Raw genomic sequence first — 23,424 nt, 5'->3', positions numbered from 1 at the left:
CTCACTTGTCGGTCTTGTCGACGTACTTGTCGGCCTTCTTCTGATCCTCGGCGGCTTCGCGGGACATCTCCTCGCCGATCTTGGGGTCGATGCGTTTGGCTTCCTCGATCAGGTCGCGTGCCTTGCGGGGATCGCCGCCGGCGGCCTTGTCCAGCGCCTGCTCGGCCAGATCATGGGCCTTCTTGTGTTCCGGGCTGTCTTCGTGGCGGGTGGCCATGGGGCGCTCTCCTGTGTTTTGGGAGTATGGAACCGGACGTTGTCCAACAGGGTGCGGCCGCCAGGGTTCCGCTCTCCGCAGTGCACAAAAAATTTTTCGAAGTGACGGAATAGGGAAGTCGGTCTGCCCGTTTGTGCGGATGTCCGGTGGCGAACGGCCACCCTGCAACAGGGCAACGCGAACTCCCCATGAGCAACCCGAAGAACTCGATCCGGCGCGCAGCCATCGTCGCCGCACTGCTGGCCGTGACCGCCGGCCACGCGTCCTTCTGGTCCTGGCGCAACGCGCCCACGGCGGTGGACGCGGAACCCGGCCGCATCGAATCCGTGTCCTATTCGCCCTCGGGCCGCAACTACGATCCCAACCACCAGCCGATCGTCCCGCGCAAGGGCATCGAGAAGGACATGACCGCCATCGCCGGCTTCGCCGACGGCGTTCGTACCTACTCGACGCTGGGTTCGCAGGGCGAGGTGCCGGAGATCGCGGTGTCCAAGGGGCTGGACGTCACGCTCGGTATCTGGCTGAGCAAGGACAAGGTCCGCAACGAGCGTGAAGTGCTGCACGGCATCGCGCTGGCCAAGGAATTCCGCGGCATCAAGCGCATCGTCGTCGGCAACGAAACGCTGCTGCGCGCCGAACTGACCGACGCCGAGCTGGCCGGCTACATCAAGCGCGTGCGCGCCGCCGTCCCGGCCAACATCAAGGTCGGCACCGCCGACGTCTGGTCGGAAATGGTCAAGGCCGACGCCACGGTGAAGGCGTCCGATTTCATGGGCGTCCACGTGCTGCCCTACTGGGAAGGCGTTCCGGTCTCCGATGCGCTGACCTGGATCCGCGACCGGCTCGACACCGTGCGCAAGGCGCATCCGGGCAAGCCGCTGTTCGTCGGCGAGGTCGGCTGGCCGTCGGGTGGCGAGAACTTCCACGACGCCTATCCGACGCCGGAGGCCCAGGCCGCCGTCGTCCGCGGCTTCGCGGCGGAAGCCAACGCGCTCGGCATCCATTACAACGTCGTTGAGGCCTTCGACGGCATCTGGAAGTCCACCATTGAAGGCTCGCCCGGCCCGACCTGGGGCGTGCTGGATGCCGACCGTCAGCCGAAATGGTCGATGACCGGTGCGGTCGCCGCGTCCTATGGCGACCGCGTCGGTGCGGGCGTCGCGCTCGCCGTCGGTCTGGCCCTGTCGGCTTTCGCCGTCTTCCGCCGCCGGACCAACGCCGGCTTCGCGCTGGCCGCCTCGATGGGTGCCAACATCATCGGCTTCGCCATCGGTTCGGCCGTCGCCGGTGCCTTCGCCGAGTATCTGACCTTCGGCGCGCTGACCACCTGGGGCTCCGCCTTCGCGCTGGGCGCCCTGATGATGAGCGTCGCCTTTGCCGATCTGGTGGATGTCGCCCGCCGGCTGCTGACCGGCCGCGCCCCGGCGCTGCTGCCGCATGCCGTGCCCAGCAGCGACCACAAGCCGATGGTCTCCATCCACGTCGCCGCCTGCCGCGAACAGCCTGACGTGCTGAACGCCACGCTGGCCTCGCTGTCGCGGCTGGACTACCCGAACTACGAGGTCGTCGTCCTCATCAACAACACCGAGGAGGAACACCTCGTCCGCCCGGTGGAGGAGATGTGCCGGGCGCTGGGTCCGAAGTTCAAGTTCCATTGGTACAAGAAGATCTCTGGCTTCAAGGCCGGCGCCCTGAACGCCGCGCTGCGCCACACCGATCCGGCCGCCGAGATCGTCGCCGTGCTGGACGCCGACTACACCGTGTCGCCCGACTGGCTGTCGAAGCTGGCCCCGACCTTCGCCGATCCGTCGGTCGGCATCGTCCAGGCCCCGCAGGAGCACCGCGACGGCCACGAGACGGCGCTGAAGGCCGCGATGACCGCCGAATACCGTCCCTTCTTCGACGTCGGCATGCAGGAAGGCGTGTCGTCCCAGGCCTTCATCTGCCACGGCACGATGATCATGCTGCGCCGGTCGGCGATGGATCAGGTCGGCGGCTGGTCGGAAGCCGGCATCTGCGAAGATACCGAACTGGGCCTGCGCATCCTGTCGGCCGGCTACCGCGCCGCTTACACCGACGAACGGCTCGGCGCCGGCCTGGCTCCGGACAATTTCATGCAGTTCCGCAAGCAGCGTGACCGCTGGGTGTTCGGCTCCACGCAGATCGTCCGCGCCCATTGGAAGAAGTTCCTGCCGGGTGCGGCCGAGCTGAGCGCGCGCCAGAAGCTGGGCTACGTCACCAACTGGATCCGCTGGTGGTCCGATGCCGTGGGCCTGTTCGCCGCCGCCGCCGCCGTGGTCTGGACCTTCGCCTCGCTGGTTCTGCCGCTGCACCTGCCGCCGGTGGCCGCCACTGCCGCCGTCCTGGGTGCCCTGGTTCTGCGTGCCGGATCCAGCCTGCTGGCCTCGCGCTACGCCTCCGGCAACAGCTGGAAGGAAAGCCTTGGCGCCTGTGCCGTCGGGATGGCGCTGTCCACCACGGTCGCCCTGGCCGTCGTCCGCGGCCTGTTCCGCAGCCAAGATGCCTTCCGCGTGACCGCCAAGGGCGGCAAACGCACCGCCGGCCGCTTCTGTGCCAAGCCCGAAGCCTGGCTGTCCGCCGCCCTGGTCGCCTCGTCGGCCACCGCCGCCCTGGTGAACCCGCTGGGCACTCTGTCGCTGGAACTGTGGTCGGTGCTGCTCGCCGCCATGGCGGTGCCGAACCTGATGGCCGTCGCCTTCGGCATCGGTGACATGCTGCCGGTCCGCGAAGCCAAGCCGGCGCCGGTCCCCGCCACCCAGCAGGCCGTCACGGCCAATCAGGAGCAGGGCGCGAACCATCCGGTCGCCGCCTGACCACTTTCCACCTGATGCAAGATGCGGCCCCTTTCCCGCCCGATCGGCGGGGGAGGGGCCGACTTTTTTGGGGGTAGGGGTGCTTTTCTCACCAAGGTGAAACTTGTCGGCAACAGCGCTTCGTGCCTACCATCGACGGCTGAAATCGATAAGGACGCGCGAACCAACGCGCCATGCAACCTCTGGAGGGAGAACGCCATGCACGTCGTCAAAGCGTCCGACCAGTCCACGCCATCGCTGCTGTCGGGCGACAATCGCGTTCGTCTGGAAAACTGGCTGGCCGCGCAGGCCGGTGCATCCCGCGTCGTGGTGACGGAGGATGGACGGCTCGGCGGTGGCGCGATCTCCCTGAATCTTGCGGTGACCCTGGACATCGACGGCGGGCCGCTAGCCGGCCGTCACGCCTGTGTGCTGCGGGCCGAGGGAGGCGGACGTATTTCGGCCAGCATCGGCAAGCTGCGGGAGTTCGTTGTGCTGCGGGCCGCCTTCGCCGGCGGAGTGTCGGCGCCGGAGCCGCTGTTCGCCTGCGACGACCCCGCCGTGCTGGGCCATGACTTCTACATCATGCGGCGCGCCGAGGGACTGGGCGCCGGCCATGCGGTGACGCGGTCGGAAGCGGCTCAGCCGGAACTGGCGCGGGAGCTTGGCAGGCAGCTTGGCCTGCTGCATCGGATCACCCCGGAGACCGAGGGGCTGGAGAGGCTGGGCGACGCGCCGGAATGCCCGGCGCAGGAGACGCTGGCTCAGTATCGCCGCTGGTTCGGCGATCTGGGGCGCCGCGACCCGGTGATCGCCTGGGGCCTGCGCTGGATGGAGGTAAACGCGCCGCTGCCGGGTGCGGTGGTGCTATGCCATCGCGATTTCCGTACCGGCAACTATCTGGTCAAGGACGGCGCCCTGACCGCGATCCTGGATTGGGAGTTCGCCGGATTCAGCGACCCGATGGAGGATCTCGGCTGGTTCTGCGCCCGTTCCTGGCGGTTCCGCCGTCCTGACCGGGAGGCAGGCGGCATCGCCGACCGCGCGGATTTCTATGCCGGCTATGAGGAGACCTCCGGCCGCCGTGTCGATCCGTTGCGCGTCGCCTATTGGGAGACGGCCGCTTACCTGCGCTGGGCGGCCATCGCGGTGGAGCAGGGCCTGCGCCACAGCTCCGGCGCAGAGCCGTCGCTGGAACTGGCGCTGACCGGGCGAATGCTGCCGGAGATCGAGATGGACATGCTGCGCCATCTCCGCTCCATCGGCGGCATGGCGACCGGCGCGGTGGAGAAGGTAGCCTGATGCGCGCCAATCCCGACGCCCGCGGTCTTCTGCAGATCGCCGCCTCCACCTTCCGTGCCGATGTACTTCCCCATGTGGCGCCGGAAGCTCGCTTCGCCGCGCTGATGGTCGCCAACGCGCTGGAGATTGCCGAGCGCGAGTTGAAGGGGTTGGACACCGCCGGCCATTCGATGCTGGCGGCGCTTGCCCTGCTCTATGGCGAGGACGCAGACGATGGGCTATCCGGCGACGATCTGCGCAAACGAGTTGAGGCCTTGCAGCATCGCCTGTGCATCGAGATCGCCGCCGGCGACTTCGACCAAGAGGGCCAGGACGTGCTGATGGATTCGCTGGAGGCCATCGTCCAGGCGCGGCTGGGCATCTCGAACCCGAAGGCGCTGGGACAACAGTAAGGCGATTCCGGGGCGGCACTGCGTTTCGCATGCGCGGGGCGCAGTGCCGCTCAGCCTACGCTCGACAGACGGGGGCGTTGCGGCCATATAATCGGTTCCCGTTCCGTACCCGTCCTCTGATCGGATCGCCGCCCCATGGCAAGCCCCGTCCTGTCCGCCATTCCTGCCCGGCCGCTCGCGAAGCTGGAAGCCGGAAAGCAGTTCGTCATCTCGTCGGATTTCAAACCCGCGGGCGACCAGCCGAATGCCATTGAGGAACTGACCAGCGGCCTGCGGCAGGGCGAGAAGGATCAGGTGCTGCTGGGCGTCACCGGTTCGGGCAAGACCTTCACCATGGCGCACGTCATCCAGACGGTGCAACGCCCGACGCTGATTCTGGCACCGAACAAGACGCTGGCCGCTCAGCTGTATGGCGAGATGAAGTCCTTCTTCCCGAACAATGCGGTGGAATACTTCGTCTCCTACTACGACTATTACCAGCCGGAAGCCTACGTCCCGCGCACCGATACCTATATCGAGAAAGAATCCTCGATCAACGAGCAGATCGACCGTATGCGCCACTCGGCGACGCGGGCTCTGCTGGAGCGGGACGACGTCATCATCGTCGCGTCGGTGTCCTGCATCTACGGTATCGGTTCGGTCGAGACCTATTCGGAGATGACCGTCGATCTGCGCAAGGGCGAGGTGATCGCCCAGCCGGAGTTGCTGCGCAAGCTGACCGAACTGCAATACAAGCGCAACGACGCCGCCTTCGGTCGCGGCCTGTTCCGTGTGCGCGGCGACACGGTGGAGCTGTTCCCGGCCCACATGGAAGACCGGGCATGGCGGATCTCGCTGTTCGGCGACGAGATCGAGGGCATCCACGAGATCGACCCGCTGACCGGTGAGAAGCTGGCGGCGCTGGAGGCGGTGCGCGTCTATCCGAACAGCCACTATGTGACGCCGAAGCCGACGCTGAATCAGGCGATCAACCAGATCAAGAAGGACTTGAAGGACCGGCTGGAGGAGTTCGCCGCCGAGGGCAAGCTGCTGGAGGCGCAGCGGCTGGAACAGCGCACCACCTTCGACATCGAGATGATGGCGGCAACCGGTTCCTGCGCCGGCATCGAGAATTATTCGCGCTATCTGACCGGCCGCGCGGCGGGCGACCCGCCGCCGACACTGTTCGAATATCTGCCGGGCGATGCGTTGCTGATCGTGGACGAGAGCCACGTCATGGTGCCGCAGATCGGCGGCATGTATCGCGGCGACCTGGTGCGGAAATCGACTCTGTCCGACTACGGCTTCCGTCTGCCCAGCGCCAAGGACAACCGGCCGCTGAAGTTCGAGGAGTGGGAGGGAATGAGGCCGCAGACGGTCTTCGTCTCCGCCACCCCCGGCCCGTGGGAGCTGGAGCGCACCGGCGGCGTCTTCACCGAACAGCTGGTCCGCCCGACCGGCCTGATCGACCCGCCGGTGATCGTCCGTCCGACCGAAACCCAGGTCGACGACCTGATCGGCGAATGCAAGGAGGTGGTCGCCAAGGGCTATCGCGTGCTGGTCACCACCCTGACCAAGAAGATGGCCGAAGCGCTGACCGAGTACATGCACGAGGCGGGGTTGCGCGTGCGCTACATCCACTCCGACGTGGAGACGCTGGAGCGCATCGAGATCATCCGCGATTTGCGGCTCGGCGCCTATGACGTGCTGGTCGGCATCAACCTGCTGCGCGAGGGATTGGACATCCCGGAATGCGCGCTGGTGGCGATCCTGGACGCCGACAAGGAAGGCTATTTGCGTTCCAAGACCTCGCTGATCCAGACCATCGGCCGCGCGGCGCGCAACGTCGATGGGCGGGCGATCCTCTATGCCGACAAGATCACCGACAGCATGAAGTACGCCATCGATGAAACGGCGCGCCGCCGGGAAAAGCAGATGGCCTACAACCTGGAACACGGAATCACGCCGGAATCGGTGAAGAAGGCCATCGGCGACATCCTGGAAAGCGTGTTCGAGCGCGGCGACCATGTGACCGTGAAGACCGGCCTGAACTCCAACGAACTGGTCGGGCACAACCTCAAGAACGTCATCGCCGATTTGGAAAAGCGCATGCGCGCCGCCGCCGCCGATCTGGAATTCGAAGAGGCCGCCCGCCTGCGCGACGAGCTGCGCCGGCTGGAGGCGATGGATCTGGGGCTGGAGACCCCCGGCAGCATCGGAATCAGCAGCGCCCGCCAGGGCCGCGGCATTCCCGAAGGGGCGCCGAAGAAGCAAGGGCGGCGCCGCCGCGGGCCATAAGCTTCCCTTGCCGACCCGCCCTTGTCGTCGGCAGGTTGCAACACCATACTTCCGCATCCCGCAGGATGCTGCGGGTGCGCAGGAGGGTTGAGGTTTGCCGGTTCGTCGTGTTGTGAGGGTGCCGCTGATCGTGCTGGTGCTGTGGGGCGCTGGTATCGCGTCGGCACCCATCGCCATGGCGGCGGATGCCAAATCGGCAACGAAGCCGGACGCCGTGGCCGAACTGCCTGCGCCATCGCTTAAGTCCAAATCCACCGATTGTGAACTGGCCGAGCAGGGCGACGCCAACGCCGCCTTCCGGCTGGCCCGCCGCTATCTGTTCGGCAAGGGCGTGCGCAAGGACCGCCGGCTCGGCACTGCATGGCTGCGCGCCGCCGCCTCGCGCGGGCATCCGGAGGCGCGGCGGCTGGTCAACTATGTCCCCGGCCGCATGGGGCGCATCCGTCCCTGGTGCCGCCCGGGTGGCGGCCCGGTGCGCGAGATCGGCCCGCCTCCGGCGGAGGTGGTGGCGCTGGTCAACGCCATCGCCCCGAAATACGGCATCGACCCGGCGCTGGTGCTGGCGGTGATCCAGGCGGAAAGCGCCTTCCGTACCGATGCGGTATCGCCGAAGGAGGCGGCCGGGCTGATGCAGTTGATCCCCGACACGGCCGATCGCTTCGGCGTCGGCGACGTGTTCGACCCGAAGGAGAACATCACCGGCGGGGTGAAGTATCTGCGTTGGCTGCTGGCCTATTTCCAGGGCGACGTCACGCTGGCGCTGGCCGGCTACAATGCCGGCGAGCGGGCAGTCGACCGCTACAAGGGCGTTCCTCCCTATGCGGAGACGCGCAACTATGTCCGTGTCATCCGCCGCATTTACGACAATCTCCGGCATCCGTTCGACGCTTCGGTGACGGAAGCGTCATCGGCGCTGCCGGCCATTCGCGCCGCCGCCGGACGGGATGCGGAGGCGGAGTTGCCACGCGGCGCCAAATCGCCGAAAAAGGGATAGTAAGCCGTTCCCCAAAAAGGAGTGCCCGCCCGTGCCGATGTCCGAACGCAGCCTGCTCGGCCTCAGCGCCGCCGGGTTTCACAAGATCGCCTATACCCAGTGGGGCCGTGACGACGCCGCACGGACGGCAGTGTGCGTCCATGGACTGACCCGCAACGGCCGCGATTTCGACCGGCTCGCACTGGCGCTGGCCGATGGCTGGCGCGTGGCCTGCCCGGACGTGGTCGGACGCGGGCGCAGCGATTGGCTGCCGGTGCCGGCGCTCTACGGCTATCCGCAATATTGCGCCGACATGGCGGCGGTGATCGCCCGCATGGGGGTGGAGACGGTGGACTGGGTCGGCACCTCGATGGGCGGGCTGATCGGCATGACGTTGGCGGCGCAGGCCAAAAGTCCGATCCGCCGGATGGTCATCAACGACGTCGGGCCCTACATCGCCCAGGCCGGATTGCAGCGGATCGCCGATTATGTCGGCAAAGACCCGGTGTTCGAGGATCTGCCGGCTCTGGAATCTTACCTGCGCTTCGTCCTGATGGGCTTCGGCACGATCAGCGATGAATGCTGGCGCCATATGGCGGAGCACAGCGCCCGTCCGCTGCCCGACGGCCGCTTCCGTCTTGCCTATGATCCCGCCATCGGCGAGGCGTTCAAGACCGCACCCATCGCCGACGTCGACCTGTGGGCGCTGTGGGACCGCGTGCGCTGCCCGGTGCTGGTGCTGCGCGGCGCGGATTCGGACCTGTTGAGCGCCGAGACGGCGGAGCGGATGGCGACGCGCGGGCCGGGGGCGTCCGGTCTTGTGCGGGTGGTGGAATTCCCCAACACCGGCCACGCCCCGTCGCTGATGACGGACGAGCAGATCGCCATCGTCCGCAATTTCCTGGCAGAGGGCTGAGGAGGGGAGGGCGGCGGGCTGAACTCCCGCCGCCCTGGATGTCAGTTCACCCGGCGCAGCACTGTGTCAAGCCGTCCGTGGCCGTCCTTGTCCAGCCAACTCGCGGCAACGCGGCCGTCGGGGCGCAGGCGGTAGCGCAGGATGTTGCGGCCCTTCTCGTCGAAGACCAGTTCGCCATTCTCGATCCGGCCCTTGCGGCGCACCCGCTCGAAGGGCTGGTCGGCTTCCATGCCGGCGCCCAGCACATAATCGGCATAGACGGCGTCGCCCTCCGCTTTTTCCACCGACAGTGCGACCTCGCGGCCGTTGATGTAGCTGCCGTACCACATGCCCATGTAGGGGCGGAGCGTCGCCGTGGCGTCGTTGCCCTTGGCCGAGCCCGACGCGTTGGCGGGCAGGGCGGCCTGCAGCAGTTCCGCGCTTGGGCTGCGGCCCCAGGATTCGTCGCAGGGCGGGTCGTTCGGGGTCGGCGGCTCTTCGGCGAAGCGGACGATGCAGGCGCCGAAGCGGCGGACGAACAGGCCGGTGTTGGCGGCGCCATGGCCGGTCAGCAGAGACGGCTGGTCGACGATCAGGCTGCTCAGGCCGCGTTGGGACAGGATGTTGCGGGCCGGCTCGGCGCGCCCGCCCGGATCGAAATCGTCCCCATGGAAGAAGAACATCATCACCCGCGCCTGGCGAACGCCGCGCAGGATCGGCCAGAGCTGGGCGGCGTTCTCGCGATAACTGTCAAAGGCCTCGGTGAAGTTGCCGAAGGCTGCGGGGGCGGTGGCGATGACGGCGTCGATGGCGTTGGTCTGTCCGGCGGCGATCAGGGAGATGAAGGCGCCGAAGGATTGGCCGGTCAGGGCGACCCGGCGATAGCCCTTGGCCTTCAGCGCTTCCGAATAGCTGGCGAGCGCGCGGGAGCTGTTGGGCAGCGTGTCGCTGACGCGCATGCGGTCCAACCGGTAGACGTCCCAGCCGGCATCGCGCAACGCCTTCATGTAGAGCGGGGTGGGCGCCTCCGAATCCTCGGAATCCACCGACCGGCCGTGGCTCCACACCACCGCACCGCGCGCCTTGGCTGGGCCGGCCAGCGACGTCTCCCCATAAGCGGATTTCAGAACGATCTGGGCCGCCGCCGGATGGGCCACCGTCATGCCCGCCGCAACAGCAATTCCGATCACCGCCACCAGTCCGAGAACAGCTCCCCGTAGTGTCCGAATCATCCCCACCGATCCCCCTGTACTGCGAGTCGGTTCAGGATTGCCGCGGTTCGTTAACGCGACCTTTCCGGCGTTCCCGCTGTCACGGGCGCCCGATTTTTGTCACAGGCATGAACGCAAATAAGAATGACTCGCAATTAGAAGAAAGAGGCGCTAGGATGGTCCTGCAACCGGATGAAGGAGCTGCGGCATGTGCGGGACGATGGAAGAAGGGCGGCCGTCGCCCTGGACTGTGACGGACCTGACGACGGCCGAACGGGCTCTGTTGACAGGCGTCCGCCAGTGGTTCCGCGCCGGCACCGCCGGGGCGATGGCGTCGATGCGCATCGGACTGAATGTGGCCGGCGTGCCGAACACCGCGCTGCTGCCGCTCTTCGCGCTGCTCGGCACTTTCGCGGTGGCGGGGGCCCGCAGACCGGAGATTCGCTGCCCGGCCTGCAGCCGCATCAGCGCCGACGAGGCGGCCCTGCTGGATTCCCTGGCCGCGGTCCAGGGCGGCGATGCGGAGGTGGCGGCGCAACTGTTCGACCGCTGGCTTCCGCCCGTGGCGCTGTGCATGGCGGTCGATGCGATGGGCGAATTGGGCAACATCCTGGATGGCGCCCGCATCTTCCTGCCGCGCAGGCGGGCGTCCCGGCTGGTGCCCCTTCCGGCCGGCGCGGCGCTGGCGGCGGAATAGCGGTTAGTCTCCCGCCAGTCGCAGGCAACGACCGTTGTCGGCTCCCGCGGTGGCGGGCTCAGCGCCTTCGGCCATTCGCTTGTGCAGAAGCCATTGATCGATGGCGACGCGGACCAGTCGTCCTTCGGGCGTGTGGTAGAGGAACTGGCCGCGTTCCCGGCCGCAATGTTCGTATCCCAGCCGCTCATAAAAGGGCAGGACACCGGCATTGTCCCGGTCGACGCCCAATTCGGCATACGGAACTGCGCGCTGGATCACCACCTGTTCGGCCTCCCGCACCAGCCGGCCGCCGATGCCGAGGCCCCGGAAGGGCTGGAACACCCGCAAAGCCCACAGCGTGGCCCGGCCACTCGGCCGCTTGCGCAGGAAGTCGATGCAGATTTGCCCGGCGGGGAAGCCGTTGACGTCGGCCAACAACATGGAGCCGTCGCCGCGTTCCTGCAGACGGAAGGCGCCGGCTATGATCTCGCGATGGGGTGTGTGCAGGCCATACCACTCCAGGGTCGGCAAATCCTCCTGCCTTGCTGGACGGATCGTCAGTGGCAGCGCAAGGATGGTGCCCTTGCCGCCATTCTCTCCCGGCTCGGTGCCAAGACTGTCGTTGTTGGCCGTACCGTAAGGACCGGTGCGGCGGTGTGCAGTTGCCATGATGCCGATGCCTCGCAGGTTCTTCCCCGCTGCATGCCGTCGATTGGACAGCGGCTTTCGGTGACAACCCTACACGGCACGCGCTCGTTCCCACGTGGTGCTGTCGGGATAAGGCTTTTGGACAGGCGGAGCCATCTCACGGACGTAGCAAAATATATAAAATTTTCGGATAAAACGAATACAAGTCAATATAGGACGGTGGTGGGATGAAGATTAAGGCTTTCGGATGAAGAGTGACCCATGAAATCGTCATGGGGTTGAATGACGGAAGTCTTATTGACGTGATACGGCAGGTGCTGATACCTCTTTTGAGCAGAGAGATATTCTCTGCCAGAGAAAGCATCTAAATAAATTTGCTAAAATGCACGAGACCGGGCGGGGGTGAAATCATGATGAGAATCGTCAATCTGGGGCGTACGGGTCTGTTCGTCGCGATGCGGGGCGGTGTTCTCACCAGCCTGGGCGGTCGCAGCCATTGGCGCAGCGCCGATGATGTTCGTCGTGCCGCTCAGGCCGAAAATATTCCGGTCAGCGATCTGGTCGTCCGCACGATGCCGTGAGCCGCCCTACGAGGGCGGATTGGATGGTTCACCGCATTCAAATGAAAAAGGCGCGTTCCGTGGAACGCGCCTTTTTCGTTGGCAGACCTGCGGACGGGATCAGCCGGCGCGGACGCGGGCAAGGAAGCGTTCGACCTCTGTCCGCAGGGTGTTGGACTGACGCGACAGTTCGTTGGTCGCCTCCAGCACCTCGCGGGCCTCTTCTCCGGCGCTGTTGGCGGACGCATTCACCGCGACGATGGTCTCGCTGACCTCGCGGGTGCCGATCGAGGCCTGCTGGACGTTGCGGGCGATCTCGGTCGTGGCGGCACCCTGTTCCTCCATGGCGGTGGCGATGGAGGTGGAGATCTCGTTGATTCGCGCGATTGTGCCGGAGATGGAGCGGATGGCGCCGACCGCTTCCTGGGTCGCGCCCTGGACGGCCCCGATCTGCGAGTTGATCTCTTCCGTCGCCTTGGCGGTCTGGTTGGCGAGGCTCTTCACTTCGCTCGCCACGACCGCGAATCCCTTGCCGGCCTCGCCGGCGCGCGCCGCCTCGATGGTGGCGTTCAACGCCAGTAGGTTGGTCTGGCTGGCGATGTCGTGGATCAGCTTCACCACCTGACCAATTCGGCTGGCGGCGTCGGCAAGCCCCTGCACCGTGGCATTGGTCCGTTCGGCTTCCGTCATCGCGGCATTGGCGATGGCGGCCGACTGGGTCACCTGATGGCTGATCTCGCCGATCGAGGCGGTCAGCTCCTCCGCCGCCGCGGCGACGGTCTGGATGTTGACGGACGCCTCTTCCGCGGCGGCGGCGACCTGGGTCGACTGCTCGCTCGTCGTTTCGGCGGTACGGCTCATCGCCTGGGCGGTGCCCTGCAGCTGCTGGGCTGCGCTCGCCACCGCCTGGACCACGCCCTTCACCTCGCGTTCGAAGCTGTCGGCGGTGCTGCCCAGTTCCCGCGCGATGATCGCGGCGGTGTTCAGGTCGATATAGACCGAGGTGGCGAGGTCCATGTCCAGGAACACCGCCTTGTTGATGGCCTGGAGCAGCTGCGACAGCTTTTCCGGCTTCTTGCGGTGGATCTGGGCGGCCAGCTCGATCAGCTTGTTCAGGGTGAAGCAGTAGGCGCCGGTATACCAGCGCGGTTCGAGCCCGATGCGCTGGTGCGTCTGCCCGATCTTCAGGACTTGGCTGACATAAGCCTCGTCGAATGTGCCGGTGAAGACGTTGCGCAGCCAGTGCTGCTTCTGCAGCTCGCGCGCCCGGCCGGTCACCGCGGGATTGACCAGCATCGGCGCCACCTGCGGCACCGACCGGAGATAGCCGTAGAATTCCTCGAGAATCTGATCGATGCGCTGCGCCAGATAGGGCTGGAACTCCCGCAGCGTCGCCTTCGTCGCCTCGTCGATGCGCAGGAAGGTGATCCGATCAATGATCGATTGAGTCTGGGCAGCGTGCGACATGGAGCCCCTCTCCCATTTGAGATATGACTAGCGTACTAAGTATTGGAGAAAATGCAATCTTTCCCGCGAGCCGCACATCATGCGCAAGCATTCGCATCTTTGAACCGGTCACTTTGTCGCACAACACGCAAAGGCAGTAACAAACGAAACATGTGACAACCGACGGGGACCCCGCAACAGCCTGTCCACGCAAGAAAATGCCGGCGGGCCAAGGGCGCCGCCGGCGTGAAGGTGACAGGTCTGGAGGCAACTGGCGGGCGGAATGCCCGCGGCAACGATGCGGCGGCCGGCCGGCTGGCCGGCTCCGCATATTCCCCGTCCGGCATCGCGTCCGCCTGACGGGGCAATCGGATCGGTCAGGCCACCATCGGCGTGGCCGGCCGGCGCAGGGCCTGCGCGGCGCTGAGCACCGCCTTCTGCAGCTTTTCGAAGGCCCGCACCTCGATCTGGCGGACCCGTTCGCGTGACACCGAAAACTGCTGGCTGAGCGCTTCCAGCGTGGACGGATCGTCCTTCAGCCGGCGTTCGAACAGGATGCGGCGTTCACGGGCGTCCAGCCGGTCCAGCGCCTGCCCGACCAGCCGGCGGCGCAGCGCCAGTTCGTCGGCGTCGGCCAGCATGGTGTCCTGGGTGGGGCGATCGTCGGCCAGCAGTTCAAGCCAGTTGGTCTCGCCGTCGGTCGACAGGGTGGCGTCGAGCGAGCTGTCGTTGGCGGCCAGACGGCGGTTCATTTCCACCACCTCGGTCTCCGGCACGTCCAGTTCGGCGGCGATGGTGGCCACGGTTTCCGGCGACAGGTCGCCCTGTTCCAGTTCGGCCATCTGGCTCTTCAGGCGGCGCAGGTTGAAGAACAGCTTCTTCTGCGCGGCGGTGGTGCCCATTTTGACCAGCGACCAGCTGTGCAGAATGTATTCCTGGATTGCGGCGCGGATCCACCAAGTGGCGTAGGTGGCGAAACGGAAGCCGCGCTGCGGATCGAATTTCTGGGCTGCCTGCATCAGGCCGACATTGCCTTCGGCGACCAGATCGACGAGCGGCAGGCCGTAGCCGCCGAAGCCGCGGGCGATCTTGATGACGAGGCGGAGGTGGCTGCCCACGAGCTGTTCCAGGGCCTGCGGACTTCCGCGCTCCCGCCAGGCGATGGCGAGGTCGCGTTCGACGTCCGGCGCAAGGATGGGGAAGCGCTTGGACTCCTCGATGTAGCGGGTCAGGCTGGCGTTTTCACCGGTCAGCAGTTTCTTCAGCACGCGAATGCCTCCTCTCCAACGCTTCCTGGGACGGCCGGTTTTAAGGCCGGCCCATGTCGGGGCCCATGGCGGGGTCGCCTTAGAGGCGATTGTCCATCGGCGGACGCAGGAATATCGTCCGTCGCTTCGGCTCTGGCTGGTTTTGGTTTGTTGTGGGGTTCGTATTTTGCCCGGTGTCTCAAGGAACTGCGTCCTTTCGACAATGTTAATGTGGCCGCGGAAATGCGGCGGATCAACCCTGTAAAGGGCGTGTTCCGGGTGTTTTTCGGCGTATACCCAAGCTCTTCTTCCACCCGCACCGGCAGTCTGGGGGAGGAGGCAATCCTATGACCCAAGACCTTCGGCGAGGTGCCTTTCGGGCGGGTGTCACCCTTCCAATCGGCTGGCATCGATCCGGGCAAGCCGCCCCTGATATGCCAACGTCATGCCGCAGCTGCGAAGTGGATCGGCGGCAGGTGGGCCACCGGTCGACAGGCATAGCGGGAGGCGACTGTGCCTCTGCGGCGAGAAAGGTGATAGGCCCCTCTGCGGCCCATGAACCCTACCGGAACCCTAGATGGGAAGGCCGAGGCGCTTCGCTACCTGAACATTGGTCATAGGACGGCGAGCGGGAACGGGGTAGCCCGCGTGACGGCTCATTGGGCGGAGCGGAGGAAGGTCGCGGACAAAGAAAAAGGCGCGCCCGGGGACGCGCCTTTCTCGACAGCGGTGGGCCTGAGCCGTTATTCGGCCGCCGCACGCTTGCGACCAAGCCCGAGCTTGGTCGCCATTTCCGAACGCGCCTTGGCGTAATTCGGGGCCACCATCGGGTATTCCGGCGGCAGTCCCCACTTGGCGCGATATTCGTCCGGCGTCATGTCATAGACGGTCTTCAGATGCCGCTTCAGCATCTTCAGCTTCTTCCCGTCTTCCAGGCAGACGATGAATTCCGGCGTGACCGACTTCTTGATCGCGACCGCCGGGACCAGTTCGGCCTTGGCCGGAGCCGGCTTGTCGTCGCCCAGATTGCGGAAGGCCGCCTGGACGCTGTTGATCAGCGTGGGCAGATCCTGAACCGGCACCGAGTTGTTGCCGACATAGGCGGCGACGACCCTGGCGGTCAGCGATTGCAGTTCAGTTTGATCGATGGACATGGCTGCGCTCCCCCTGGGACGTGGTTGCGGGCGGATCAGCCGTTCACCAGATCGCGCAGCTGCTTGGCCGGCTTGAACTTCGGAGCCTTGGAGGCGGCAATCGCCACGACTTCGCCGGTGCGGGGGTTGCGGCCTTCACGGGCGGCGCGCTCGGCCACCTCGAAGATGCCGAAACCGGCCAGCCGCACATCTTCGCCGCGACCCAGCGCGCCGGAGATGCCCTCGAACACAGCCTGAACGACCTTGGCCGCGTCGGCCTTCTTGATGCCGGCGTTGGTGGCGACGGTTTCGATCAGCTCGGCCTGGTTCATGCAAAACTCCATTTGTTCGGTTTGGTTTCGGTTTTTCGGAGTTATTGGCAGAACGGCACCATCCGCACAAGAGCGAACACAGATTGGGCAACCGTCGGTGTTTTTCTTGCCCGTCATTTCTTCGCCATCTGTGGCGGCATTGCATCAAGCGCCGAGTCCCGATGCCGTTCCCGGCCCTTCGGCCGCAGATTTCCGCAATGCGGACGGCATCCCGACACTGCCCATGGCGCGACTCGCAAAGGCCAGCGGAAGACGCGGTGCGGTGTTTTTGCTTTCGCCGCCTCATCGCTGTTTGCCGCCATCTTGACCCGCGGCGCGGCAACACCATCTGCGAGGAAGTTCGGGTCCGGGCCCCTCTGACGGCCGAGGCGTCGGTCGTGATGTCGGAACCGCTTGATCTCACCGCTCACGCAGCGTCATCAAGTGGGTTTTGCGATGGATGGTTTGTTTGCAACGATTTTCCTGGAATTTCTGGGAAAACCGGTTTGGATTTGGCTCGTCTTCGTTGGGATCGTCCTGACGCTTCTGGTTCTGGACTTGGGCGTTCTCAACCGGCGTGACCACGTGATCGGCGTCGGTGAAAGCCTGAAGCTCTCGGCCTTCTATATCGCGGTCGCCATGCTGTTCGGCGGCTGGGTCTGGTGGTCGATGGGCGGCGAGGCCGGGTTGCAGTACTACACGGGCTTCTTCGTCGAGAAGAGCCTGTCACTGGACAATGTCTTCGTCATATCGCTGATCTTCAGCTATTTCGCCGTGCCTCGCGAATTGCAGCACCGTGTGCTGTTCTGGGGCATCCTGGGCGTCATCGTGCTGCGTGGCCTGATGATCGGCGCCGGCGCCGCTCTGGTGTCGGAATTCCACTGGATCCTCTACGTCTTCGGCGCCTTCCTGCTGTTGACCGGCATCAAGATGCTGTTCGCCAAGGACGAGGAAACCAACATCGGCGACAATGCGGCGCTGCGGTTTCTGAAGCGTCACATCCGTGTGACCGACCGTTTCCATGGCCATCACTTCATCGTCAAACAGCCGGTGGGCGACAGCGGTGTCATGCGCTGGACGGCGACGCCGTTGCTGCTGGCGCTGATCATGGTGGAACTGGCCGATCTGGTCTTCGCGGTGGACAGCGTGCCGGCGATCTTCGCCATCACCACCGATCCGTATCTGGTCTACACCAGCAACATCTTCGCCATCCTGGGCCTGCGCGCCCTGTATTTCGCCCTGGCTGCGATGGTCCATCGTTTTCGTTATCTGAAATACGCCCTGGCTCTGGTGCTGGTGTTCATCGGCGGCAAGATTTTCTACACGCAGTTCTTCGGGAAGCCCGACCCGCTGATCGCGCTGGGCGTCACCTTTGCCCTGATCGGCGGCGGCGTGGTGGTATCGCTGTGGAAGACCAGCCGCGAGACCAAGACCGCGGCTGCCGAGTAAACGGGTCCGTCGAAACGGGGGGGCGGCGCAAGTGCCGCCCCTCGTCATGTTCAGAACCCCAGCTTCGCCAGTTCGGCGATGCTCTCCTCCGCGCTGCGGTGGAGGATGAAACGGCCACCGGCCGCCTCCCACGGATTGCGGGCCTTCTCGCGGTCGTCGACCAGGATGGCACCGGGACTGGCGTAACGGGCCTTGTCGCGGGCCATGCAGGTGATGACCGGCACCTCGGCCCCAAGCATATGGGCAACCCAGCGCTTCTTCTGCTCCGGCGCCCAACTGCCCAGCGGCAGACCGGTCAGGATGGTCGGCCGGTGCGGCGCACAGAAAGCCCAGAGCTCCTGCGCGTCATGCATGAAGTCCAGCGTGCCGAAGAAGTCGGAGTGGCGGGACAAGGCCCGCCACATCTCCTTCATCGGCAGCTGTTCCGGTCGCTTGCCGGTGACCGCGACGACGCCGCGGTCAAAATCGGCAAGCACACCGTCGAGGTCGAGGAACAGCGGCGACGGCACCTTACGCCCCGCTCAGTTCCGTCCGCTCGCGGAACTCGTCGAGCGCCTGCGGGTTGGACAGCGCCTCCGTGTTCTTGATCGGCCGGCCGTGGACGGCGTCGCGCACCGCCAGTTCGGTGATTTTGCCGGAGCGGGTGCGCGGGATGTCGGTGACCTGCACGATCTTCGCCGGGACATGGCGGGGGGAGCAGTTGTCCTTGATCCGCTTGCGGATGGTGCCGGCGAGAGCCTCGTCCAGCTTCAGGCCCTCGCGCAGGACGACGAACAGAACGACACGGACGTCGCCATCCCATTCCTGGCCGATGCAGACCGCCTCCATGATTTCCGGCAGCTGTTCGACCTGGCGGTAGATCTCCGCGGTGCCGATGCGTACGCCGCCGGGGTTCAGCACCGCGTCGGAGCGGCCGTAGATCACCCAGCCGCCATGCTCGGTCTGCTCGATGAAGTCGCCATGGACCCAGACATTGGGAAAGCGGTCGAAATAGGCAGAGCGGTATTTCGACCCGTCGGGATCGGCCCAGAAGCCGATGGGCATGCTGGGGAAGGGACGGGTGCAGACCAGTTCGCCCTTCTCGCCGCGCACGGCATGCCCGTTGTCGTCGAAGGCCTCGACCGCCATGCCGAGGCCGCGCGTCTGGATCTCTCCCTTCCACACCGGGGAGATCGGGTTGCCCAGCACGAAGCAGGACATGATGTCGGTGCCGCCGCTGATCGAGGCGAGATGGATGTCCTGCTTGATGGCGCGATAGACGAACTCGAAATTCTCCGGCATCAGCGGCGAGCCGGTGGAGGTCAGGGTGCGGACGCTGGCCAGCGAATGGGTCTTCATCGGTTCCAGCCCCGACTTCTCCAGCGACTGGATGAATTTGGCCGAGGTGCCGAACAGCGTGATCCGCTCCGTATCGGCATAGTCGAACAGGATATTGCCGGTGGGCGCGAAGGGCGAGCCGTCATAGAGGACCAGCGTCGTGCCGCTGGCTAGCCCGGTCACCAGCCAGTTCCACATCATCCAGCCGCAGGTGGTGAAGTAGAACAGACGATCGCCGGGCTTCAGGTCGCAATGCAGCCGGTGCTCCTTCACATGCTGAAGGATGGTGCCGCCTGTGCCGTGGACGATGCATTTCGGCTTTCCGGTGGTGCCGGAGGAGTAGAGGATGAACAGCGGATGGTCGAAGGCGACCCGTTCGAAGGTCGGCTCGGCCGCCGGGTGGGGCGCCATGAAGTCGTGGAAGCCGACCGCACCCGGAATCATCGACAGGTCGGGCGCCTTGTCGACATAGGGAATGATGACGGTGGCGACGACGGTCGGCAGTTCCTTCAGGACTTCGGCCACCTTGGCACGCACGTCGTGGCTCTTGCCGTTGTACCAGTAGGCGTCGGGGGCGAAGACCACCTTCGGCTCGATCTGGCCGAACCGGTCGGTGATGCCCTGGATGCCGAAGTCGGGCGAGCAGGAGGACCAGACCGCGCCCAGGCTGGTGGTGGCGATCATCGCCGCCAACGTTTCCGGCATGTTCGGCATGATAGCGGCGACGCGGTCGCCCTTGCCGACGCCCTTGGCCTTCAGCGCCTGCTGCAGGCGGGAGACGGTGGCTTTCAGTTCCGCCCCGCTCCAGCGATACTTGACCTTGTCCTCGCCCCAGAAGATGACGGCGTTGTCGTCCGGTGCGCCGGCCAGAAGATTCTCGGCATAGCTGAGGTTCGCTTCGGGGAACCAGCGGGCGCCCGGCATCTTGTCGCCGTCCAGCAGATCGACGCTGCCGAGGTCGCCGGTCAGCCCGGCCCACTCCCACAGGAAGCGCCAGAACCGTTCCTTCTCTGCGATCGACCAGTTGTAGAGCGCGTCGTAATCGTCCAGCCGCAGTCCGAATCGCGCATTCGCCGCCTCGCGGAAAGCGGTCAGGTTGGCCTGCGCAATGCGCTCCTCACTCGGGCTCCACAGCGGAGTGTCCATTCTCGGTTCCCTCAGCGTCTCGTTGTCCGCCGGCGCCAGCCGCCGGCTCACCTGCCGGGTTGCTTGTTCGTGCCCCGGATTGCCGTGCAGCATAGCGCATGGCCGCCCCGGTTGTCTTTGCCCGGGTGGACGAAATGGGATAGGGCGGGCAGGCGCAAGGGCAGGGGAATGCCAACGGAATCAGAGGACTGCAAACAGATAGGGCGGGGAATCTCCTCCCCGCCCCCTGGTCCGACCGCCGATCGCCGGATCAAGCGGCCCGGATCGTCGCCACGAAGTTCTGCACCTCTCGGCGCAGCTTTTCTGCATCGCGGGCGAGATCGCCGGCCGCGTGGAGAACCTGTCCGGCGGCGGAACCGGTCTCGGACGCCGCCTGATTGACGCCCAGGATATTGGACGACACGTCGCCGGTTCCGTGGGCGGCCTGGGCCACATTGCTGGCGATATCGCCGGTCGCCGCGTTCTGTTCCTCGATGGCGGCGGCAATGCCCGTCGAAATGTCGCTGATCTGGTCGATGGTGCTGGCGATCCCGGTGATGGCGCTCTGCGCTCCGGCCGTGGCCGATTGGATTTCCTTCACCTTGATCTGGATGTCTTCGGTCGCGCGCGCCGTCTGGTTGGCGAGCTGCTTCACCTCGCTGGCGACGACGGCGAAGCCCTTGCCGGCTTCGCCGGCACGGGCGGCCTCGATGGTCGCGTTGAGGGCCAGCAGGTTGGTTTGCCCGGCGATGGAGTTGATGAGGACAACCACCTGCTCGATCTGCTGGGCGGCCTGCACCAGCCCCTCAATGGCCTGACCGGTGCGGCGTGCATCCTCCACTGCCTGGGCGGCGACACGGGTAGAGGCGGTGACCTGCCTGCCGATTTCAGCGATGGAGGCGGACAGTTCCTCGGTTGCTGCGGCAACGGTCTGCACGTTGGCGGAGGCCTGTTCAGCCGCGGCGGCCACGGCGGTTGCCTGGGCGCTGGTCTGATCGGCGGTGACGGACATGGCGCCGGCGGTGCCTTGCATTTCCGTCGCAGCAGAAGCGACCGTCTCCACGATGCCCTGAACGCTGCCTTCGAAGGTGTCGGCCATCTTAAGCATGGCGGCCCGGCGCTGTTCTGCGGCGCGCGTCTCCGCCTCCTTCGCCTCCTGCTCCATGCGGCGGGTCTGGATCATGGTATCGCGGAACACCTGGACGGCCGACGCCATGGCGCCGATCTCGTCACGGCGACCGGCGGCCGGAATGTCGACGGAAAGGTCTCCCTTCGCCAGCCGGCCCATGGCGGACGTCATCGCAATCACCGGATTGGCGACGCTGCGGCCGATCATCCAGGCCAGGATGATGGCAAGTGCGGCGGCCAAGGGGGTGAGGACAGTGCTGAGCGTCTCAGCCATTTCCGTCGTCTCGATCGCGCTCTTGCGCAATTCGGTTTGGCCGGCGGACACGGGTTCGCGGATCTCCTGCAGTTGTTTGGCGATGGCGTTTCCGATCGGGCTGAGACGTGCATTGACGATCTCGTCCATCCCCGCCAGATGCCCCTCGATCGCCTTCATGCCGGTGGCGAGACTGGCGAGCAGCGTGCGCACGGCGGCGATCCGCGGTTCCTGCCCATCGGCCATCGGCAGGCTGGCCAGTTCCTTCACCGCGTCGGAGGCTTGGTTCAGCCGTTCGGCAACTCGGTCGAAGCCATATTCCTTGTCGCCGGCCAGCAGGCGGAAAGCCAGGATGCGCGTGGTCCACACAGCCTCGCTCAGCTTGCTGAGAGTGCCGATGGTGGAATAGTGGTCGGTGCTCTCTTCGGCGGTGCGCATCTCCACGAGTTGGGCGCGCAGGTTCGACCCCGCGTCGTAGACGATCTCTTTGGTCAGACGTTCAAGCTCGCTGCGCCGGGTCAGGTAATCGCGGACCGCGGCGACGTAGGCCTGCAATTTGCTGGATTCCTCGTCGAGGGCGCGGCGGTCGGCATCGTTCGGCATCATCGGCCGGGTTTCAGCCAATTCACGCTCAGCATTGGCCATCTCGGAAAAGATGGCGTTGGTGTTTTCGACCTTACCCGTGGCCATGTAACGCAGGAATGCCATGCGGGCGCGCAAGACGGCCAAGTCGACTTTATGGATCCGCTCGACGATCAGGCCCTGGTCTGCAAAGTCGTTCAGGCTGCTGTTTGAGTTCTGTGCCGAACGCAAGGACACCACTCCAAGCATGACAAGAAGCAGCACCACGACGCCAAAGCCGGCGTATACCCGCGCCCGAATTTTCAATGCGCCCAACATGACTCCGCGTCCTCTATCGTTCGTATGCTGGGGGCCGGCTCACAGATCGTGGCGCCCCCATTGAATACTGAAGTATGTCGGTCGATCGTTAAGGCGAATTTAAAGAAAGGTACCCAATTTGCCGGTTTTCATGGGTAATAACCCTGATCGCCCAATTGGAAGGCCGAATGTTTAGACCAGAAATCTAAATTATAACTTGAATATAGAAGCCAACGAACCGGAAATACTTGATATTATATTCAAGGAAAACTCATGCTCCCTGATGTCTTTGACAAAAATATGATGGTCAGCGGGATGCATACGCCTATAAGGATATCCGATAAGTGCTAATTGTGGTGGCATGCTAGTATATCACGCACCCCTAGATTAACTGTCAGAGGGAAGCGAAGACGTGGCATTTTGCTGCCTTCCGGTATGAAGGCATGCAAGCCTGATCACCATGTGGAGCGCCTTGCTGGACCCAACCGAATAATGAAAAAGCCGGGGCGGATCAAACCGCCCCGGCTTCGTAACGAATTCCATTGAAGAACTGGAGGCTTGGGGTGACCGCTCAGGCGGCCTTCTTCTTGCCGGCGCCGATCTTCGGCTCCTCGCCTTTCAGCAGGCGCCGGATGTTCGCTTCGTGGCGGATGAAGACCAGCGCCGCGATGAACAGGCAGGGGCCACCGACCAGCGGTCCGCCGAAATACCAGCCGGTCAGCGGGCTGATGCCCAGTGCCGTCAGTGCCGACAGCGAGGAGATGCGAAACAGCGCCGCCATGACGATCCAGGTGAGGCAGGCGAGCAGCCCGACCGGCCAGCACACCGCCAGCAGAACGCCGATCGCCGTGGCGACTCCCTTGCCGCCCTTGAAGCCCAGCCAAATCGGGAAGCTGTGGCCCAGCATGGCGCCGCCGGCGGCCAGCACCGCCGCCTCCGGCCCGGCCAGCCACTGCGCCAGCAACGCGGCGATGGCGCCCTTACCGCTGTCGAGCAGCAGGGTTGCCAGTGCCAGCGGCTTGTTGCCGGTGCGGAGCACATTTGTGGCGCCAATGTTGCCGGAGCCGATCTGGCGGATGTCGCCCAGACCGGCCATCCGGGTCAGCACCAACCCGAAGGGGATCGAGCCCAGCAGGTAGCCCAGCAGGGCGGCGAACAGGAGGATCGGCACC

The 23,424-nt window shown here is 65.3% G+C and carries 20 protein-coding genes; 9 read left to right on the top strand and 11 right to left on the bottom strand.

Annotated elements, in window-relative coordinates; all coding sequences use genetic code 11:
• Window position 1: 1 nt before the first annotated feature.
• Window positions 2-217: a hypothetical protein gene (locus tag B9N97_RS20020; RefSeq protein WP_085089505.1), complete on the bottom strand. Its 216-nt coding sequence runs from the start codon at window positions 215-217 to the stop codon at window positions 2-4.
• 188 nt (window positions 218-405) lie between these two features.
• On the opposite strand from B9N97_RS20020, the gene B9N97_RS20015 reads away from it, so the two are divergent.
• The 6 genes from B9N97_RS20015 to B9N97_RS19990 all read left to right on the top strand — a co-directional run bounded on the left by B9N97_RS20015 (window position 406) and on the right by B9N97_RS19990 (window position 8,890).
• The gene (locus tag B9N97_RS20015; protein ID WP_085089504.1) at window positions 406-3,051 is read left to right on the top strand and encodes a glycosyltransferase; all 2,646 of its coding nucleotides are present in this window, start codon (window positions 406-408) and stop codon (window positions 3,049-3,051) included.
• Window positions 3,052-3,249: 198 nt separating this feature from the next.
• A complete protein-coding gene (locus B9N97_RS20010) occupies window positions 3,250-4,332 on the top strand; it encodes a phosphotransferase family protein (RefSeq protein ID WP_085089503.1) in 1,083 nt (360 codons plus the stop codon).
• Window positions 4,332-4,724: a DUF6285 domain-containing protein gene (locus tag B9N97_RS20005; protein WP_085089502.1), complete on the top strand. Its 393-nt coding sequence runs from the start codon at window positions 4,332-4,334 to the stop codon at window positions 4,722-4,724. Before B9N97_RS20010 ends, B9N97_RS20005 begins: the two co-directional genes overlap by 1 nt.
• 135 nt (window positions 4,725-4,859) lie before the next feature.
• Window positions 4,860-7,001, top strand: a complete 2,142-nt coding sequence (gene uvrB, locus B9N97_RS20000) for an excinuclease ABC subunit UvrB (RefSeq protein WP_085089501.1) — start codon at window positions 4,860-4,862, stop codon at window positions 6,999-7,001.
• 94 nt (window positions 7,002-7,095) lie between these two features.
• Window positions 7,096-7,995, top strand: a complete 900-nt coding sequence (locus B9N97_RS19995; protein WP_085089500.1) for a lytic transglycosylase domain-containing protein — start codon at window positions 7,096-7,098, stop codon at window positions 7,993-7,995.
• Between the two features lie 31 nt (window positions 7,996-8,026).
• Complete coding sequence (locus B9N97_RS19990; protein WP_143266786.1) at window positions 8,027-8,890, top strand: alpha/beta fold hydrolase; 864 nt, start codon at window positions 8,027-8,029, stop codon at window positions 8,888-8,890.
• A gap of 41 nt (window positions 8,891-8,931) precedes the next feature.
• Here B9N97_RS19990 and B9N97_RS19985 read toward each other — a convergent pair whose 3' ends face one another.
• Window positions 8,932-10,101, bottom strand: coding sequence for an alpha/beta hydrolase (locus B9N97_RS19985; protein ID WP_085089498.1), 1,170 nt, complete (start codon window positions 10,099-10,101; stop codon window positions 8,932-8,934).
• 187 nt (window positions 10,102-10,288) lie between these two features.
• Between B9N97_RS19985 and B9N97_RS19980 the strand changes: the two genes are divergently transcribed.
• Window positions 10,289-10,777: a hypothetical protein gene (locus B9N97_RS19980; protein WP_085089497.1), complete on the top strand. Its 489-nt coding sequence runs from the start codon at window positions 10,289-10,291 to the stop codon at window positions 10,775-10,777.
• 3 nt (window positions 10,778-10,780) lie between these two features.
• Here B9N97_RS19980 and B9N97_RS19975 read toward each other — a convergent pair whose 3' ends face one another.
• On the bottom strand, window positions 10,781-11,425 hold the full coding sequence (locus tag B9N97_RS19975) for a GNAT family N-acetyltransferase (RefSeq protein ID WP_085089496.1): 645 nt from the start codon (window positions 11,423-11,425) through the stop codon (window positions 10,781-10,783).
• Window positions 11,426-11,814: 389 nt separating this feature from the next.
• Here B9N97_RS19975 and B9N97_RS35715 point away from each other — a divergent pair, with 389 nt between their 5' ends.
• Complete coding sequence (locus tag B9N97_RS35715; RefSeq protein WP_158282444.1) at window positions 11,815-11,985, top strand: hypothetical protein; 171 nt, start codon at window positions 11,815-11,817, stop codon at window positions 11,983-11,985.
• 99 nt (window positions 11,986-12,084) lie between these two features.
• On the opposite strand, the gene B9N97_RS19970 is transcribed toward B9N97_RS35715, so the two are convergent.
• The 4 genes from B9N97_RS19970 to B9N97_RS19955 all read right to left on the bottom strand — a co-directional run bounded on the left by B9N97_RS19970 (window position 12,085) and on the right by B9N97_RS19955 (window position 16,122).
• Window positions 12,085-13,431 (bottom strand): globin-coupled sensor protein, encoded by a 1,347-nt coding sequence (locus B9N97_RS19970; RefSeq protein ID WP_085089495.1) that lies wholly within the window; start codon window positions 13,429-13,431, stop codon window positions 12,085-12,087.
• Between the two features lie 356 nt (window positions 13,432-13,787).
• Window positions 13,788-14,678, bottom strand: a complete 891-nt coding sequence (gene rpoH, locus B9N97_RS19965; protein ID WP_085089494.1) for an RNA polymerase sigma factor RpoH — start codon at window positions 14,676-14,678, stop codon at window positions 13,788-13,790.
• A 722-nt stretch (window positions 14,679-15,400) separates the two neighbouring features.
• Window positions 15,401-15,811: a Ros/MucR family transcriptional regulator gene (locus B9N97_RS19960; RefSeq protein WP_085089493.1), complete on the bottom strand. Its 411-nt coding sequence runs from the start codon at window positions 15,809-15,811 to the stop codon at window positions 15,401-15,403.
• 35 nt (window positions 15,812-15,846) lie between these two features.
• The gene (locus B9N97_RS19955; protein ID WP_012974184.1) at window positions 15,847-16,122 is read right to left on the bottom strand and encodes an HU family DNA-binding protein; all 276 of its coding nucleotides are present in this window, start codon (window positions 16,120-16,122) and stop codon (window positions 15,847-15,849) included.
• Window positions 16,123-16,557: 435 nt separating this feature from the next.
• Here B9N97_RS19955 and B9N97_RS19950 point away from each other — a divergent pair, with 435 nt between their 5' ends.
• Window positions 16,558-17,550 carry a TerC family protein gene (locus tag B9N97_RS19950; protein WP_085089492.1) on the top strand — a complete coding sequence of 331 codons (993 nt, stop codon included), beginning with the start codon at window positions 16,558-16,560 and terminating at the stop codon, window positions 17,548-17,550.
• Between the two features lie 50 nt (window positions 17,551-17,600).
• Here the strand turns inward: B9N97_RS19950 and B9N97_RS19945 are convergent, their stop codons facing one another.
• The 4 genes from B9N97_RS19945 to plsY form a co-directional block, all read right to left on the bottom strand.
• On the bottom strand, window positions 17,601-18,059 hold the full coding sequence (locus B9N97_RS19945; RefSeq protein WP_085089491.1) for a hypothetical protein: 459 nt from the start codon (window positions 18,057-18,059) through the stop codon (window positions 17,601-17,603).
• 1 nt (window position 18,060) lies between these two features.
• Window positions 18,061-20,013: an acetoacetate--CoA ligase gene (locus B9N97_RS19940; protein WP_085090673.1), complete on the bottom strand. Its 1,953-nt coding sequence runs from the start codon at window positions 20,011-20,013 to the stop codon at window positions 18,061-18,063.
• A 250-nt stretch (window positions 20,014-20,263) separates the two neighbouring features.
• Window positions 20,264-22,273: a methyl-accepting chemotaxis protein gene (locus B9N97_RS19935; RefSeq protein WP_085089490.1), complete on the bottom strand. Its 2,010-nt coding sequence runs from the start codon at window positions 22,271-22,273 to the stop codon at window positions 20,264-20,266.
• Between the two features lie 550 nt (window positions 22,274-22,823).
• A complete protein-coding gene (plsY, locus tag B9N97_RS19930) occupies window positions 22,824-23,423 on the bottom strand; it encodes a glycerol-3-phosphate 1-O-acyltransferase PlsY (protein WP_085089489.1) in 600 nt (199 codons plus the stop codon).
• Window position 23,424 lies beyond the last annotated feature (1 nt).

It is taken from the genome of Azospirillum oryzae, assembly GCF_900177515.1.
Taxonomy (GTDB): Bacteria; Pseudomonadota; Alphaproteobacteria; order Azospirillales; family Azospirillaceae; genus Azospirillum; species Azospirillum oryzae_A.
This window is presented reverse-complemented; position numbering and strand designations above follow the sequence as displayed.